This window comes from Kribbella albertanoniae (assembly GCF_004348455.1).
Taxonomy (GTDB): Bacteria; Actinomycetota; Actinomycetes; order Propionibacteriales; family Kribbellaceae; genus Kribbella; species Kribbella albertanoniae.
The window spans coordinates 1-15344 of record NZ_SMKA01000003.1 but is presented as its reverse complement, the minus strand read 5'-3'; the positions used below and the strand labels follow the sequence as shown (position 1 = coordinate 15344).

Annotated in this window: 13 protein-coding genes and 1 tRNA gene; 1 reads left to right on the top strand and 13 read right to left on the bottom strand. The window is 68.4% G+C overall.

The window, feature by feature from the left end; all coding sequences use genetic code 11:
* Positions 1 to 4 precede the first annotated feature (4 nt).
* From E1261_RS01515 to E1261_RS01455, 13 genes are all read right to left on the bottom strand, one after another.
* Positions 5 to 1831 carry an RICIN domain-containing protein gene (locus E1261_RS01515; protein ID WP_132400543.1) on the bottom strand — a complete coding sequence of 609 codons (1827 nt, stop codon included), beginning with the start codon at positions 1829 to 1831 and terminating at the stop codon, positions 5 to 7.
* A 173-nt stretch (positions 1832 to 2004) separates the two neighbouring features.
* Positions 2005 to 2826, bottom strand: a complete 822-nt coding sequence (gene prmC, locus E1261_RS01510; RefSeq protein WP_132400540.1) for a peptide chain release factor N(5)-glutamine methyltransferase — start codon at positions 2824 to 2826, stop codon at positions 2005 to 2007.
* A complete protein-coding gene (gene prfA, locus E1261_RS01505) occupies positions 2823 to 3899 on the bottom strand; it encodes a peptide chain release factor 1 (protein ID WP_132400537.1) in 1077 nt (358 codons plus the stop codon). The genes prmC and prfA overlap by 4 nt, the downstream gene beginning before the upstream one ends.
* A gap of 152 nt (positions 3900 to 4051) precedes the next feature.
* Positions 4052 to 4261: a 50S ribosomal protein L31 gene (rpmE, locus tag E1261_RS01500; protein WP_132400534.1), complete on the bottom strand. Its 210-nt coding sequence runs from the start codon at positions 4259 to 4261 to the stop codon at positions 4052 to 4054.
* 110 nt (positions 4262 to 4371) lie between these two features.
* Entirely contained in the window at positions 4372 to 6456 is a 2085-nt protein-coding gene (gene rho / locus E1261_RS01495) for a transcription termination factor Rho (RefSeq protein WP_132400531.1), read from the bottom strand.
* A 323-nt stretch (positions 6457 to 6779) separates the two neighbouring features.
* Positions 6780 to 7682: a homoserine kinase gene (gene thrB / locus E1261_RS01490; RefSeq protein WP_132400804.1), complete on the bottom strand. Its 903-nt coding sequence runs from the start codon at positions 7680 to 7682 to the stop codon at positions 6780 to 6782.
* A 1-nt stretch (position 7683) separates the two neighbouring features.
* Complete coding sequence (gene thrC / locus E1261_RS01485) at positions 7684 to 8748, bottom strand: threonine synthase (RefSeq protein ID WP_132400528.1); 1065 nt, start codon at positions 8746 to 8748, stop codon at positions 7684 to 7686.
* A gap of 3 nt (positions 8749 to 8751) precedes the next feature.
* Complete coding sequence (locus E1261_RS01480) at positions 8752 to 10044, bottom strand: homoserine dehydrogenase (protein ID WP_132400525.1); 1293 nt, start codon at positions 10042 to 10044, stop codon at positions 8752 to 8754.
* Positions 10041 to 11447, bottom strand: a complete 1407-nt coding sequence (gene lysA / locus E1261_RS01475; protein ID WP_132400522.1) for a diaminopimelate decarboxylase — start codon at positions 11445 to 11447, stop codon at positions 10041 to 10043. The genes E1261_RS01480 and lysA overlap by 4 nt, the downstream gene beginning before the upstream one ends.
* Entirely contained in the window at positions 11444 to 13102 is a 1659-nt protein-coding gene (argS, locus tag E1261_RS01470; RefSeq protein ID WP_132400519.1) for an arginine--tRNA ligase, read from the bottom strand. The genes lysA and argS overlap by 4 nt, the downstream gene beginning before the upstream one ends.
* Positions 13103 to 13164: 62 nt before the next feature.
* Positions 13165 to 13677 carry a hypothetical protein gene (locus E1261_RS01465; RefSeq protein ID WP_132400516.1) on the bottom strand — a complete coding sequence of 171 codons (513 nt, stop codon included), beginning with the start codon at positions 13675 to 13677 and terminating at the stop codon, positions 13165 to 13167.
* Between the two features lie 26 nt (positions 13678 to 13703).
* Positions 13704 to 13892, bottom strand: coding sequence for a PspC domain-containing protein (locus E1261_RS01460; protein WP_132400513.1), 189 nt, complete (start codon positions 13890 to 13892; stop codon positions 13704 to 13706).
* Positions 13893 to 14264: 372 nt separating this feature from the next.
* Positions 14265 to 15098: a hypothetical protein gene (locus E1261_RS01455; protein ID WP_132400510.1), complete on the bottom strand. Its 834-nt coding sequence runs from the start codon at positions 15096 to 15098 to the stop codon at positions 14265 to 14267.
* Positions 15099 to 15176: 78 nt separating this feature from the next.
* Here E1261_RS01455 and E1261_RS01450 point away from each other — a divergent pair.
* Positions 15177 to 15248, top strand: a tRNA-Arg gene (locus E1261_RS01450).
* The last annotated feature ends 96 nt before the right edge of the window (positions 15249 to 15344 follow it).

Here is a 15344-nt window from a genome sequence, read left to right as displayed (position 1 = left end):
GCGTCTAGACCGCGTCGAAGTACCAGCGCTGGCAGGCGCCGCCGTGGAACGGCCAGATGATCACGTCGGCTCCTGCTGCCGCGCTACAGCCCGCAACATCGAGTGACTTGCCACTACCGACGCCGAGGATCTGATAGGCGCCGTTCGAGAGCGCAGTGATCTGCCACTGCTGACAGGTGTTGGTGGAGCTGGGCGCAAGCTGCACAGGCTTGGCGTCCGTGGTCACACAGCCGCTGACCTCGACCGCGTTGCCGGTGTTGCTGTCGACGATCTTGTAGATGTTGCCGCTCACTGCCGTGACCTGCCAGCGCTGGCAGGGGCTGCCCACCACGCGGTCCCACATCCGGATGTCGGTGCCCTGGCAGTCCACGACGTCCAGGTCCTTGCCCAGCTCGGAGCGGATCCGGTACGTGCCGTTGGGCACGCTGACCGGCCGGAGCCTGAACTGCTGCGTGGCAGCGCCAGTGAACGGCTGCTGCTCAAGCGCCGCCGGGTGCGGCCCCGCATCCGTCATGGCCAGCCCGGACAGTGTGTTGATGATGCCGTAGACGTCACCACCGAGTGGATGCAGTGTCCAGCGCATGCCGTCCTGGCCGTTGCAGGAGTACTGCAGCACCCTTGTGCCCGGCGCCGTGCCGCTGAAGGCGCTGTCTGCGCACTTGCCGCTGTTGACGTTCTGCAGCTGCCAGCCTGTCTCGTACTGGAACCGCCACTGCTGGCTGGTCGCGCCGCTGCGCGGACGGTGGCTCAGGTTCGCCAGGTTGGCCGTCGAACCGTCGACAACGTCGATTGCCTCGCCACTGGACGGACTGACGAACTCGTAGATCTGTCCGTGCCGTGGCCCGGGCCGCGCGTCCGGAGTGGCGCTCTTGATCAGCCAGTCGCTGTTGGCGAGGTTCCAGTGCGTGGCGAGGTAGCTGCCGGCCGGTGGGTTGGTGTTGAAGTAGTCGTCCTTGTTGCAGTCCAGCAACCGGTCGTTGTCCTTGTCGGCACACACCACGCGGGTGTCGGAGCCGTAACACATCAGGTCGTACTCGTCGTTGCAGTGCCCGTTGTAGTGCGGGGCAGACGACTGTACGGCGCCGAAGTTGTGGCCGAGCTCGTGTGCAGCAGCGTTGAAGCCCCAGCAGTTCGCGGACGCGTCCACGCGGGCGTACCCGGTGTTGTTGTTGTTCGCGTTGTCCAGGCCCGGCCGGTCGTCGCCGTACAGCGTGCCGACGCCACAGACCTTCTGAGCGTCCGCGTACACCAGGTACTTGCGGGTGCTGTCCTTGTAGCCGAGGTTCTGCAGCGCAGTGACCATGGAGTCCCAGGTCTCCAGCCCACCGGTCGGCAGAACGGCCTCTTTCACATTCACCTGGCAGCCACCGGACACCGCGTCCGTGACGTACCGGATGTGCCGGCTGGCACCGGTCTGGAACGCACTGTCGTTGTAGGCCGCGTCGATCTCATGCGCCCACGCTCTGAACGACGGCAGGAACAGCTGCAACCTGCTGGCCTGCTGCGACTCCCGCGCGTACAGAACCTGCACCCGCTTACCCGCAACGCCATTGCCGTCACAGACGATCGCATTGGCAGCCATAGTCGCGTCGGCGACAGCCTTCGGCAGCGGCTTCGCCTTCTCACTCAGATCAGCGTTCGGCAGCACCTCGGGCCCCCGAGTGCACTGATCGGTCCCAGGCAGCACGAGCCGGTGCATGCCGGCGCACAGCTCAGCCTCGGTCTTCGGCGTAGGACCGGGTGGCGCCGCTTGCGCCGGAGTCAGGATCGGCGCACTGATCGCCAGCGCAACCGTCGCGGCCAGAACCCCCAGTTTAGGCAGGACGGACATGGGTCGTTCACTCCTCACCCGTGGCCGGTCCGACTGTCAGCGGGCTGTTGACAGTGGGCGACGAACCAACCACGATCCCGCGCCATCCTGCGCGATCAACGGTTCACAAGCGAGACTTTCGACCGTGATGACAACGTTTAACCACAGCCGAGGCGGGCGGCGGCGTTCGGGCGCTAGATTCTGCGGCCGGTCGCGAACCTTTGGCGGCCGGCCAGGTCCTTCTGGTCGCGGACCTCGGTGAAGTGGCCGGTGGCGGCGAAGACGGCGGGGGCGGACTCGCCTTGCACGTCCGCGTGCTCGCAGGCGAACCAGCCGCCGGGCTTGAGCAGGCGGGCTGCGGTCACCGCGACGACCTTGACCTCGTCGAGGCCGTCGTCGCCGGACCAGAGCGCCAACGCCGGGTCGTGGTCACGTACCTCGGCGGTCACCGACTCCCAGGCCGTCAGCGGGATGTACGGCGGGTTGCTGATGACGGCGTCGACCGTGCCGTCGAGCTCGGGCAGGCAGCCGTCGATGTCGCCCTCGTGCAGGGTGGCGCCGGTGCCGGCCAGGTTGCGGCGGGCCCAGACGCACGCCTCGGGTGACAGCTCAACCGCATGTACGACGGCGTCCGGTCGCTCGGTTGCGACCGCGCCGGCGATCGCGCCGGAACCCGAGCACAGGTCGACCACGAGCGGGGACTGCACGGAGGCGATCCGGTCCAGGATCCAGCCGACCATCACCTCGGTCTCCGGACGCGGCACGAAGACCCCCGGTCCGACGGCCAGCTCGCGGTACCGGAAGGCCGCCGTACCGGTCAAGTGTTGCAGTGGCTCACGGGCAGCGCGCCGCGCGATCAACTCGTCATAGGTACGGCGCTCCGCGTCGGAAGGCGCCCGCAGATTCAACCGGCTCGAACCGGTGACGAATGCGAGCAGCTCGGCCGCATCGAACTCCGGCGACGCAACCCCAGCCGCCCGAAGTTGGTCCGCGGCCGCGGCGATCAGAGCCTTCACTTGGAGTCGACGGCCTCGAGCCGTGCGGTCAGATCGGCTTCGGTGAGTGCCTGGATGACCGGGGCGAGGTCGCCGCCGAGCACCTGGTCCAGGTTGTGCGCCTTGTAGCCGACCCGGTGGTCGGAGAACCGGTTCTCCGGGAAGTTGTAGGTGCGGACGCGCTCGGAGCGGTCGACGGTCCGGATCTGCGACCGGCGGGCGTCGGACGCCTCCTGGTCGGCCGCTTCCTGCGCAGCCGCCAGCAGCCGGGACCGCAGCACGCGCATCGCCTGCTCGCGGTTCTGCAGCTGGGACTTCTCGTTCTGCATCGAGACCACGATGCCGGTCGGTAGGTGGGTGATCCGGACGGCGGAGTCGGTCGTGTTCACGCTCTGCCCACCGGGACCGGACGAGCGGAACACATCGATCCGCAGGTCGTTCAGGTCGATCTCGACGTCGACGTCCTCGGCCTCCGGCAGCACCAGGACACCGGCCGCCGACGTGTGGATCCGGCCCTGCGACTCGGTCACCGGCACCCGCTGGACCCGGTGCACGCCGCCTTCGAACTTCAGCTTCGCGTACGGCGCCTCGCCCGGCTCCGGCGTGCCTTTCGCCTTGACCGCGACCGTGATCGACTTGTACCCGCCCAGATCGGAGTCGGCGGCGTCGATGATCTCGGTCTTCCAGTTCTGCGACTCGGCGTACTTCAGGTACATCTTCAGCAGGTCCCCGGCGAACAGCGCGGACTCGTCGCCACCCTCACCGGCCTTGATCTCGAGGATCGCATCCTTGTCGTCACTCGGGTCGCGCGGCACCAGCAGCATCTGCAGCTTCTCGGCCAACTCGTCGCGCCGATGGGCCAGCTTCACGGCCTCCTCGGCGAACGCCGGGTCCTCAGCCGCCAGCTCCTTCGCGGCCTCGATGTCATCCGCCGTCTGCAGCCACTCGTCATACGTCCGTACGACGGGCGCGAGCCCGGCATACCGCTTGCCGACGCGCCGCGCATTCGCCTGGTCGGAGTGCAGCTCCGGGTCGGACATCTGCCGTTCCAGCTCGGCGTACTCCGCCTTGAGCGTCTGAACCGCCTCGAACATGCCGCACTCCTCCTCTCGGATACGAACAAGCATTCACCCCGCGCAAAGGGGGTGCGGGTGGCGAAGCCCCCGCTCGCGGCGAAGCCGCACAACACGCGAAAGCGAGGTGGCCTGCGCTATCGGCAGGCACACCTCGCCCAGAGGTTTCGTATCTACTTCTTTGCTGCGTAGCGCTTCTCGAAGCGCGCGACCCGGCCGCCGGTGTCGAGGATCTTCTGCTTGCCCGTGTAGAACGGGTGGCACTGCGAGCACACGTCGGAGTGGATGGAGCCGCTCTCCGCAGTGGAGCGCGTCTCGAACTGCGCGCCGCAGGAACAGGTCACCTTCGTGTCCACGTAGGTCGGGTGGATGTCGCTCTTCAAGACAATCTCCTAGGAATCAGGTGCTCCGGGTCGTCCACGGCGTGAACGTGAACCGGAACCGACGTACCAGTTTGCCACTTTGCGGTGGCAAACCGGTAATCAGGGGTGGTTCAGTCGCCGTTCGTGGTGCTGTGGGTGCTGCCGGCCGACGGGGTGGTCTTGTTGACCTGGAGCAGGAACTCGATATTCGACTTGCTCTCCTTGAGCTTGCCGATCAGCAGCTCCAGGGCGGCCTGGCCGTCGAGGGCGGACAGCACCCGGCGCAGCTTCCAGACGACCTGGGTCTCGTCCTTGCTCATCAGCAGCTCCTCGCGGCGGGTGCCGGAGGCGACGACGTCGATGGCCGGGAAGATCCGCCGGTCGGCGAACTCGCGGCGCAGCCGGAGCTCCATGTTGCCGGTGCCCTTGAACTCCTCGAAGATCACCTCGTCCATCTTCGAGCCGGTCTCGATCAGCGCGGTGGCGAGGATGGTCAGCGAGCCGCCGTCCTCGATGTTGCGGGCCGCACCGAAGAACCGCTTCGGCGGGTAGAGCGCCGAGGAGTCGACACCACCGGACAGGATCCGGCCGCTGGCCGGGGCCGCGATGTTGTACGCGCGGCCGAGCCGGGTGATCGAGTCGAGCAGTACGACGACGTCGTGGCCGAGCTCGACCAGCCGCTTGGCGCGCTCGATGGCCAGCTCGGCGACCGTGGTGTGGTCGTCGGCCGGACGGTCGAAGGTGGAGGCGATGACCTCACCCTTGACCGTGCGCTGCATGTCGGTGACCTCTTCGGGCCGCTCGTCCACCAGCACCACCATCAGGTGCACTTCGGGGTTGTTCGTGGTGATCGCGTTCGCCAGCGCCTGCAGCACCATCGTCTTACCGGCCTTCGGCGGTGAGACGATCAGGCCGCGCTGGCCCTTGCCGATCGGGCTGACGATGTCGACGATCCGGGTGGTCAGGATGCCCGGCTCGGTCTCGAGGCGGAGCCGCTCGGTCGCGTACAGCGGGGTCAGCTTGTTGAAGTCCTGCCGCTGCTTGGCGATCTCCGGGTCCGACCCGTTCACGGTGTCGATCCGGACCAGCGGGTTGAACTTCTCCTTGCGCTCACCCTCCTGCGGCTGCTTCACCGCACCGGTGATCGCGTCACCCTTGCGGAGGCCGTAGCGCTTGACCATGGAGAGGGCGACGTACACGTCGTTCGGGCCGGGCAGGTAGCCGCTGGTCCGGACGAACGCGTAGTTGTCCAGTACGTCGAGGATGCCGGCGGCCGGGACGAGCACGTCGTCCTCGCTGATCGTCGGCTCCGGGTCGAACCGCTCGCCGCGGCCACGGTTGCGGCCGGAATCACGACCCGACTCGCGGCCGGCGTCGCGGCCCGACTCACGCCCGGACGTGACCGGCTGGCCGTCGCGGTTGCGGTCCCGGTCGCGGCCCCGGCGACGGCGGCGACGGCTGTCGCCCTCCTCGCCACCCTGCTCCTGCTGCCGGTCCTGCTGCCGGTCCTGCTGCCGGTTGTCGCGACCCTGGTCGCGGTTCTGGTCCCGGCTCTGCTCGCGGTTGCCGTCCCGGCTGCCGTCGCGACCCTGGTTCCGGTCACGGTCGCGGCCCTGGCTCTCGCGGTTGCCGTCGCGGTTCTGGGTGTCCCGCTGAGTGTCGCGGTTGCGGTCCCGGTCGCGGCCCTGGCTCTCGCGGTTGCGGTCCCGGCTCTGCTCACGGTCGGCCGTCTGCTCGGTCCGGGCCTCGACGGCCGTACCGTTCTGCGCCGCGGGCGCCTCGACGGCCGGAGCGCTCTCGCTGGTCGGAGCGCTCTGGACGACCGGAGCGCGCTCGACGACCGGAGCCGGCTGCTGCCGCTCGGCCACCTTCGGGGCCTCGGCAGCGGGAGCCTCGGTGGCCGCTGCGGCGGCGCGGGTCCGGCGGCTGCCGCCCTCACGCTTGGCCGGAGCCTGCTTCTTGGCGGGCGCGTCAGCGCCTTCGTCCAGGGTGGGCTGGGTCGCCTTCGCCCTGGAAGAGCCGCCCGTCTGGGCGGCCTTGATCGCCTCGATCAGCTGGCCCTTGCGCAGTGCGCCGGTGCCCTTGATGCCGAGCGTCCCGGCGAGCTGCTTGAGCTCGGGGAGCAGCATGCCCTCGAGGCCGCCACCAGCCTTGCGGCGACGCGTCGCGGCACCAGCCGCGGCGTCGGAGCTGGAGGCTTCAACAGTTTCTGTCACGTGAGGTCCTTCCCACACGGATCGTCGAGGTGCGACAGCACCATCGACCGTTTCAGCGCCCACGGCCGAACGAAGTGGCACGTGGGGTTCAAGAGACTCTCGCTCGATCTGAGTCCCCCCGGACATCCCCGGCGCAGGCGGCGCAAGATCACGTTCACAGGGGGGTCGCCACACAACACAGGGTGCCGGGAGCACAGCCCGGATCGTGACGAGAGTTCACCGATCACCTGGAGGGGATCGGGTGAGTCGAGACTAGCACCCCGAGGGGTCGTACGCCTGGCTCAGGGGGTTCAACGCGTGTCAGTTCCCCGCTATTCCCCGGCTCACCCGGCCTCCATCGACCAGACCTGTACGCCGACTGGATCGACGCGCAGGTCGTGCCGCTCCCAGCCGTCCGGCGGGGCCGGACAGGTCCGCTCACGGCCGCCCACCACCAGAACCGTCGGCCCGGCCCCGCTGATGATCGCGGCCAGCCCACTCCCCCGCAGCTTGTGCACGAGCGCCAGGCTCTCCGGCATCGCCGGCTCCCGGAACTCCTGGTGCAGCCGGTCCTCGGTCGCCGTCAGCAGCAGATCCGGCCGCTGCGTCAGCGCCACGACGAGCAGGGCTGCTTTACCGGCATTCGCTGCTGCATCACCATGCGGTACGGCGCTCGGCAGCAATCCGCGGGCTTCTTTCGTCAGCACGCGGTTCGCCGGCACGTACGCGACCGCGCCAAGGCCGTCCGAAGGGTCCAGCCGGACTGCCTTTCCATCGTCCCCATCGAGCCAGGCAACGGTGAATCCGCCATACACGGCAGCCGCCACGTTGTCCGGATGACCCTCGAGTTCGTTCGCCATCCGGAGCAATCGCTCCCGATCCACCGGCTCACCGGCCAACCCGTACGCCGCGGCCAGGCCACCGACGATCGCGGCCGACGACGATCCGAGCCCACGCCCGTGCGGGATCCGGTTCTCACATCGCAGCGTGAAACCAGGGACCTGCACTCCGAGCGCCTCGAGACCGGCCCGGATCGACCGGACCACGAGGTGCGACTCGTCCAGCGGTACGTCGTCCGCCCCGCACCCCGACACGTGGACGGTCACCCCGGAACCACCCGGGGTGACGACCAATTCGTCGTACAGGGTGAGCGCGAGCCCGAAGGCGTCGAACCCGGGGCCGAGGTTCGCGCTCGTCGCGGGGACGCGCACCCGCACCTGGTCGCAGGGGCGGCCACCCTCGCCCATGTCAGACGAGACCGGCAACGCGAGCGACCGCGTCGGTGTCCGCAGGCGTGACCGGAGTCTCATCCGCCTTGGCGTGGTCGAGGGCGGTGTCGATGTCCTTCAGGCCGTGGCCGGTGACCGTGATCACCACGGTCGAGCCGCCGGGCAGCCAGCCCTGCGCCTTCGCGTGCAGCAGACCGGCGACCCCGGCCGCCGACGCGGGCTCGACGAAGACGCCCTCTTTGGCCGCGAGCTCACCCTGGGCGCTGAGGATCTGCTGGTCGGTGAGCATCTCGATCCGGCCGCCGGACTCGTCCCGGGCGGCCTCGGCCAGTGTCCAGGACGCCGGGTTACCGACCCGGATCGCGGTCGCCACGGTGTCCGGCTTCTCGACGATCGCGCCGCGCACGATCGGCGCCGCGCCCTCGGCCTGGAAACCCCACATCTGCGGCTTCTTCGTGGCCAACTTGTCCTTCGCGTACTCCTGATAGCCCTTCCAGTAGGCCGCGATGTTGCCCGCGTTGCCCACCGGCAGCAGGTGCAGATCCGGGGCGTCACCGAGCGCGTCGCAGACCTCGAAGGCCGCGGTCTTCTGACCTTCCAGACGGACCGGGTTCACCGAGTTCACCAGGGCGACCGGGTAGTGCTTGCCCAGCTCACGAACGATCCGCAGGCAGTCGTCGAAGCTGCCGTCGATCGACACCAGCCTGGCGCCGTGCACAACGGCCTGCGCCAGCTTGCCCTTGGCGATCCGACCGGCCGGGATCAGCACGAGTGGCAGCATCCCGGCACGGACCGCGTACGCTGCGGCCGACGCCGACGTGTTCCCGGTGGAGGCGCAGACGACTGCCTTGTCACCGGCCTGCGCGGCCAGCGAGATCGCCACCGTCATCCCGCGGTCCTTGAAGGAGCCGGTCGGGTTGTTCCCCTCGACCTTCAGCCAGACCTCACACGCGGTCTGCTCGCTCAGCCACTGCGCGGCCACCAGCGGCGTACCGCCCTCGCCGAGCGTGACCACCGGAGTGTCCGTCGAGACCGGAAGCCGGTCGCGGTATTCCTCGATCACGCCTCGCCACTGGTGGGCCATGTCCTACTCGCCTTCTACCCGCATCACACTGCTGACTTCACGAACGATGTCCATGTCGCGCAAGGCCTCCACGGTCGCGGACAACGCGGCGTCGGTCGCGCGGTGCGTGACGACCACCAGCTCGGCGTCACTGCCCCGGCCCTCCTGGCGCACGGTCTGGATCGACACGTCGTGCTCCGCGAAGGCCTGGGCCACTGCCGCGAGGACACCGGCCTTGTCGGCCACGTCCAGGGACACGTGGTAGCGGGTCACCGCGTCGCCCACCGGGCGGACGGCCCGTTGGGTGTACGACGACTCGCCGACCCCCGGCACACCCTTGAGCCGGTTGCGCGCGGCGGACACGAGATCCCCGAGGACAGCACTGGCCGTCGGGGCGCCGCCGGCACCACGACCATAGAACATCAGCTCGCCGGCCGCTTTGGATTCCACGAAAACGGCGTTGTACGCATCGCGAACACTGGCCAACGGGTGGGTGAGCGGAATCATCGCCGGATAGACCCGGGCGCTGACCGAATCGGTCAGCTCGTCCAGCTCGCAGATCGCCAGCGACTTCACCACACAGCCCATCTCACGGGCCGAGGCGATATCGGTCGCGGTCACCTCGGTGATGCCCTCGCGGTGCACGTCGGCGATCGAGACCCTGGTGTGGAAGGCCAGGCTGGCCAGCAGGGCCGCCTTGGCGGCCGCGTCGAAGCCCTCGATGTCCGCGGTCGGGTCGGCCTCGGCGTACCCGAGGGCCTGCGCCTCTTCGAGCGCCTCGTCGAAGCCGGCACCGGTCGACTCCATCTTGTCCAGGATGAAGTTCGTTGTCCCGTTGACGATGCCCATCACCCGGGTCACGTCGTCACCGGCCAGCGACTCGCGCAGCGGCCGCAGGATCGGGATCGCACCGGCCACGGCGGCCTCGAAGTACAGGTCACGCTGGTACTTCTCGGCGGCCGCGAAGAGCGTCGGGCCGTCCTCGGCCAGGAGCGCCTTGTTCGCCGTGACGACCGAAGCTCCGTGCTCCAGCGCGGTCAGGATGAGGGTGCGGGCGGGTTCGAGGCCGCCGATCACCTCGATCACCAGATCCAGCTCGCCGCTCGAGACCAGCGCCTGGGCGTCGGTCGTGATCAACGCCGGGTCGACCGGGAGATTGCGGTCGCGGCCGGCCCGCCGTACGGCGATCCCGGCGATCTCCAGCCGCGCGCCGACCCGGGCCTCCAGATGATCCGCCCGCTCGGTCAGGATCCGCACCACCTCAGTGCCGACCACACCACAACCGAGCAGGCCCACCTTCAGTGGTTTCTGGCTCATCCTTCGACTCCCATGTCCAGCAGCAACAGGTCGTCCTCGGTCTCCCGGCGTACGACGACTCTCGTCTGACCGTCCTTGACCGCGATCACCGGCGGCCGCGGTACGTGGTTGTAGTTGCTCGCCATCGACCGGCAGTACGCGCCCGTCCCCGGTACGGCGACGAGGTCGCCCGGGGCGACGTCACCCGGCAGGAACTCGTCCTTCACGACGATGTCCCCGGACTCGCAGTGCTTGCCGACGACGCGGGCCAGGGTCGGCGTGGCATCGGAGTACCGATTCGCCAACGTGCAGGAGTAGTCGGCGTCGTACAAGGCGGCACGGATGTTGTCGCTCATGCCGCCGTCGACCGACACGTAGGTGCGGGCCGCGTTGTTGTCGAGCTCGACCTCTTTGACCGTGCCGACCGAGTAGACCGTGCACATCGCCGGGCCGACGATCGCGCGGCCGGGCTCGATCGAGACCTTGGGTACGGCGACCTCGAAGGCACGGCATTCGTGCTCGACGATCTTGCCCATCTCGGTGGCCAGCTGCGCGGGGTCCGACGGGTCGTCCTGGGTGGTGTACGCGATCCCGAAACCACCACCGAGGTCGAGGTCCGGCATGTCCACGCCGAGCTCCTCGGAAACCCTTGCGTGCAAGGCGATCACGCGCTTCGCAGCCACCTCGAACCCGGACGAGTCGAAGATCTGCGAACCGATGTGCGAGTGCAGGCCGAGCAGCTCCAGCTCGGGTGCTTCGTTGACCCGGGCAACGGCTTCGAAGGCCGCGCCGGACGTGATCGAGAAGCCGAACTTCTGGTCCTCGTGGGCGGTCGCGATGTACTCGTGGGTGTGTGCCTCGACGCCCGCGGTGACCCGGACCATCACCGGCGCGGTGATGCCACGCTCGCGGCTCAGCTCGATCAGCCGGTCGATCTCGTAGAGCGAGTCGGCGATGATCCGGCCGACCCCGGCGTCCAGCGCGCGGGCCAGCTCGGACTCGGACTTGTTGTTGCCGTGGAACCCCAGCCGCTGCGGGTCCGCACCGGCTTTGAGCGCAACGGCCAGCTCTCCCCCGCTGCAGATGTCGAGGTTGAGCCCCTCCTCCATCACCCAGCGGACGATCGTCGTACTGAGGAAGGCCTTGCCTGCGTAGTAGACGTCGAAGTCCTTGAACGCGTTCTTGAACGCGCGGGCGCGAGTCCGGAAGTCGTCCTCGTCCAGCACGTACGCCGGGCTGCCGTGCTCGGCGACCAGATCGCGGACGTCGACACCGCCGATGACCAGCGAGCCCTCGCCGGACTTCTTCGCCGTGGACGACCACAGCTGCGGGACCAGGTCGTTGACATCACGCGGAGCGCTCAGCCAGGGCGGCGCGCGGTGGCCGGCCTGGGAGTGCAGCGCACCCGCCTCGTGGGACCTCACATCCGCTCCGGGGCGGAGACACCGAGCAGGTCGAGCCCGTTGGCCAGGACGGTCCGCGTCGCGGACACCAGGGTCAGGCGAGCCTTGTGCACCGGCTCCACCTCCTCGTCGCCGCGGGGCAGCACCCGGCAGCTGTCGTAGAACTTGTGGAACGCCGAGGCGGTGTCCTCGAGGTAGCGCGCGACCCGGTGCGGCTCGCGCAGCTCGGCCGACGTCGCGACGATCCGCGGGAACTCGGCCAGCGCGCGGAGCAGGTCACCCTCGCGCTCATGGCTGAGCAGACCGGGCTCGAACTCGTCCAGCTTGATGCCGAGCTCGTCGGCGTTGCGCAGGATCGAGGCCAGCCGGGCGTGCGCGTACTGCACGTAGTAGACCGGGTTCTCGCTGACCTGCTTGGTCATCTCCTCGATGTCCAGCGTCAGCGGCGAGTCGACCGGGTAGCGGCAGAGCGTGTAGCGGAGCGGGTCGACGCCGCCCTCCTCGACCAGCTCGGCCAGCGTGACGATGGTGCCGGCCCGCTTGGACAGCCGCATCTCCTCGCCGCCCTTGAGGATCTTCACGAGCTGGCCGATCAGGATCTCGATGTTGCGCTCGGGGTCGTCGCCGGCGCAGGCCGCGATCGCCTTCAGCCGGTTCACGTAGCCGTGGTGGTCCGCACCGAGCAGGTACATGCAGACCTCGAAACCGCGCTCCCGCTTGTTCACGTAGTACGCCGCGTCGGAGGCGAAGTACGTCGGCTCTCCGTTGGTCCGGATCAGCACCCGGTCCTTGTCGTCGGTGAAGTCCGTCGTCCGCATCCACAGTGCGTCGTCCGCGTCGTACAGGTGGCCCTGCTCGCGGAGCTTCTCGATCGCGTGGCCGACACCGTCCTGCTCGTGCAGGCTGCGCTCCGACATCCATACGTCGAACTTGGTCCGGAAGTGCTCCAGCTGGTCCTGCTGCTCCTTGAGCTGCCGCTCGTACCCCGCCTCGCGGAACGCGACCGACTGCTCGGCGACCGGCAGCTCCAGGATCGCGGGCACCTCGGAGACGATCCGCTGGGCCAGCTCACCGATATACTCACCGTGGTAGCCGTCCTCGGGGATCGGCTCGCCGTGCGCCGCCGCCTTCAGGCTCTCGCCGAACTTGTCCATCTGGTTGCCGCGGTCGTTGATGTAGAACTCGCGCGTCACCTTCGCCCCGGCCGCGGTCAGCACCCGCGCCAGCGCATCCCCGACCGCCGCCCACCGGGTGTGCCCCAGATGCAGCGGGCCGGTCGGGTTCGCCGAGATGAACTCCAGGTTCACCGCGAGCCCGTGCAGCGTGTCGGTCGACCCGTACGCCGGGCCCGCATCCACGATCGACTGCGCGATCTTGCCCTGGGCATCGGCCGCCACCCGCACGTTCAGGAAGCCCGGCCCCGCGATCGACACCTCGGTGATCGCCTCGTCGTCCTGCAGCTTCGCCGCCAGCAGCTCCGCGAACGCGCGCGGATTCATCCCCGCCCGCTTACCGAGCTGCATCGCCACGTTCGTCGCATAGTCCCCGTGCTCGGGGTTCTTGGGTCGCTCGACCTTCAGCTCGCCAGGCAGCCCACCCTCGACGGCAAGGGTGCCGTCGGCAGCGAGCGCGGCCAGGGCCTGCAGGATCTTCTCAGCGAGCTGTTCCGGAGTCACCGCCCCAGCCTAATGGCGAACCGTCCGTTGTCTGGAACCACCATCCACAGCCCGGTACGGCGTTAGCGGTCGACACTCACCGTGATCTTGGCCCCACCGGTGAACGGGACGTCCCACGGCGCTGGTTGCCCGTCGACGGTGATCTTCAGGTTGCGGCAGGCGTCTGCGAGGCATTTTTCGTCGTACTTGATGCCCCAGAGGGTGAAGAACTGGGCCAGGGTGGGGCGCTCGGCGGCGGTTTTGGCCTCGACGAAGATCAGGCCGCCGGTCAGGTGCGTGTGTACGGCGGCCTGTTCGGCGCGGACGCGGTCGACGCCGATACCGGCGGGGATCTGGACGGGGTTGCCGTCCAGGGTGACTTTCAGGCGCAGGTTGTACGGCGCCGGGCCGGAGAAGTCGAGGGGAAGTCGCTCGAAACCGGCCTTGTCGATGTAGGAGACCGCGTCCCGCGGGGCGTCCCAGGGCGGGGCCGTGGTGCGGAGATCGGCCGCGGCCGGCTTGGCGGGGCTCACCCCGCAGCCGGCCGCAGCAATGCTCACCAGGAGCAGAGCGGCTGTCCTCACACCTGCTCTCATGGAGAGTCAGATTAGTACTTCCCAGCTCAGTACTTCTCAGCCGGCATCATGATCCAGAGTGCGATGTAGATCAGGAACTGCGGCCCGGGAATCAGGCAGCTGATCACGAAGATCAGCCGCATCGTGTTCGGGGTGGTGCCGAACCTACGGGCCAGTCCGGCGCAGACACCGCCGATCCAGCGACCGTGCGACGGGCGAACCAGAGAGCTAGCCATCAGAACCGACGTCCTTTCGTGGTTGGACTTACAACCACTATGACGCCAGTCCGCCCCGGTCCGATCCCGCCGCACCGCTCTTCCAGGGTCCCTTCAGGGACAGCCCCTACGCCCTTCGGCTATCTATCGCTGGACGCGGCAGCACCACGCCGCGACCTTGTGCACCCACCAACCACATCACGACCGCGGAACCGGTTGAACGGTGCCCAACGTCGCCAACCAAGACCACCTTGAGCACCCACCAACCACATTCCCGGGTGGGAAATGGTTGACCCGTGCCCAAGGTCGCCTCGACGGCCGGCGGGACGTCGAAGTCCGGGCGGACTGCTCCGGGCCGGCCGGGCGTGCTGCGGTGAGCTCGTGGGTGTGGTGTCAGCGCTGGAAGCGGTAGGTCTTGCTGTCGGTGGTGATGCAGACGCTGGGCGAGAGGACGATGACGCGGAGCGTTCCGTCCGGCTCGAAGTAGTCGATGCCCTCGACCTCGAAGGTTCCGGTGCAGCCGCTCTTGAGCGGGAGTTGGCCGAGTGACGTGACCTGCCCGGTCACATCGGCCGCACCGACCGGTCCGGACAGATCGACCTGCAGCAACGGCTTCGTCGTACCGAACAAAGTCCCGGCCGGATCGTCGGACGCACACAGCAGCCGAGTCGCCGTCACGAAATCACAGCCCTGTACGTCGCGCACGTGGCGATCGAGGTTGACCTTCGAGGCGAGTGGCAGGTTCTGCGCGGGGTTCGTCGCACCGACACCCGGCATCGGGAAGGCCAGCAGGCGATCCATCGTGCCCCACTCGCCGTTCACCATCCACCGCGTGTCCGGCGACACCGCCGACCAACTGTTGTTCGTCGCCTCCCACGACTCCAGTGCGTGCTTGTAGTTCGACCATGCACCCGTCGGCGACTGCACCCGGAACAGCTTCCCGCCCCGGTCGTCACGCTGGTACGGCTCGACGTACCAGCCCTGTGCCGCACCCGGATCGCCGACGTGGTTCCAGCCGCCGATCAGAAGGTCGAGCGGGATGGTCGCACTCCCCGTGTACCGGTACTGCGTTGTGCTGCCACGAGTCACCGTGGCAAGCCCCTGCCCCTCGTCGAGCGGCCGGGCGTTGTCCGACCCCACCAACCGCCATCCGTCGACAGCATGAGCCTGTGCCGGCCACATCACGGCAACAAGCATGACCACCAGAGCGATCCCCAGTTTGCGCATGGCCGAGTTCTACCCCACACCGTGCGCCCCAATTCGGAGATGGCAGGAACATGCTGCTAATGTTCACCTCGTTCCTGAGCCCCCGTAGCTCAGGGGATAGAGCACCGCCCTCCGGAGGCGGGTGCGCAGGTTCGAATCCTGCCGGGGGCGCGCGATTCTTGGCGATTCCTGTCCGCAAACTGCGCGGACTTGGAATCGCTTTTGTGTTTTCTGGGGGCGGAGCCCCCAGGCCCCGCCCCGGGAGGG

Bases quoted from the DNA above. Each gene is read 5' to 3' on its own strand.
- E1261_RS01515 (WP_132400543.1), bottom strand. From the start codon at position 1,831: ATGTCCGTCCTGCCTAAACTGGGGGTTCTGGCCGCGACGGTTGCGCTG.
- prfA (WP_132400537.1), bottom strand. From the start codon at position 3,899: ATGTTCGAGGCGGTTCAGACGCTCAAGGCGGAGTACGCCGAGCTGGAA.
- thrB (WP_132400804.1), bottom strand. From the start codon at position 7,682: ATGGGCGAGGGTGGCCGCCCCTGCGACCAGGTGCGGGTGCGCGTCCCC.
- thrC (WP_132400528.1), bottom strand. From the start codon at position 8,748: ATGGCCCACCAGTGGCGAGGCGTGATCGAGGAATACCGCGACCGGCTT.
- E1261_RS01480 (WP_132400525.1), bottom strand. From the start codon at position 10,044: ATGAGCCAGAAACCACTGAAGGTGGGCCTGCTCGGTTGTGGTGTGGTC.
- E1261_RS01465 (WP_132400516.1), bottom strand. From the start codon at position 13,677: ATGAGAGCAGGTGTGAGGACAGCCGCTCTGCTCCTGGTGAGCATTGCT.
- E1261_RS01460 (WP_132400513.1), bottom strand. From the start codon at position 13,892: ATGGCTAGCTCTCTGGTTCGCCCGTCGCACGGTCGCTGGATCGGCGGT.
- E1261_RS01455 (WP_132400510.1), bottom strand. From the start codon at position 15,098: ATGCGCAAACTGGGGATCGCTCTGGTGGTCATGCTTGTTGCCGTGATG.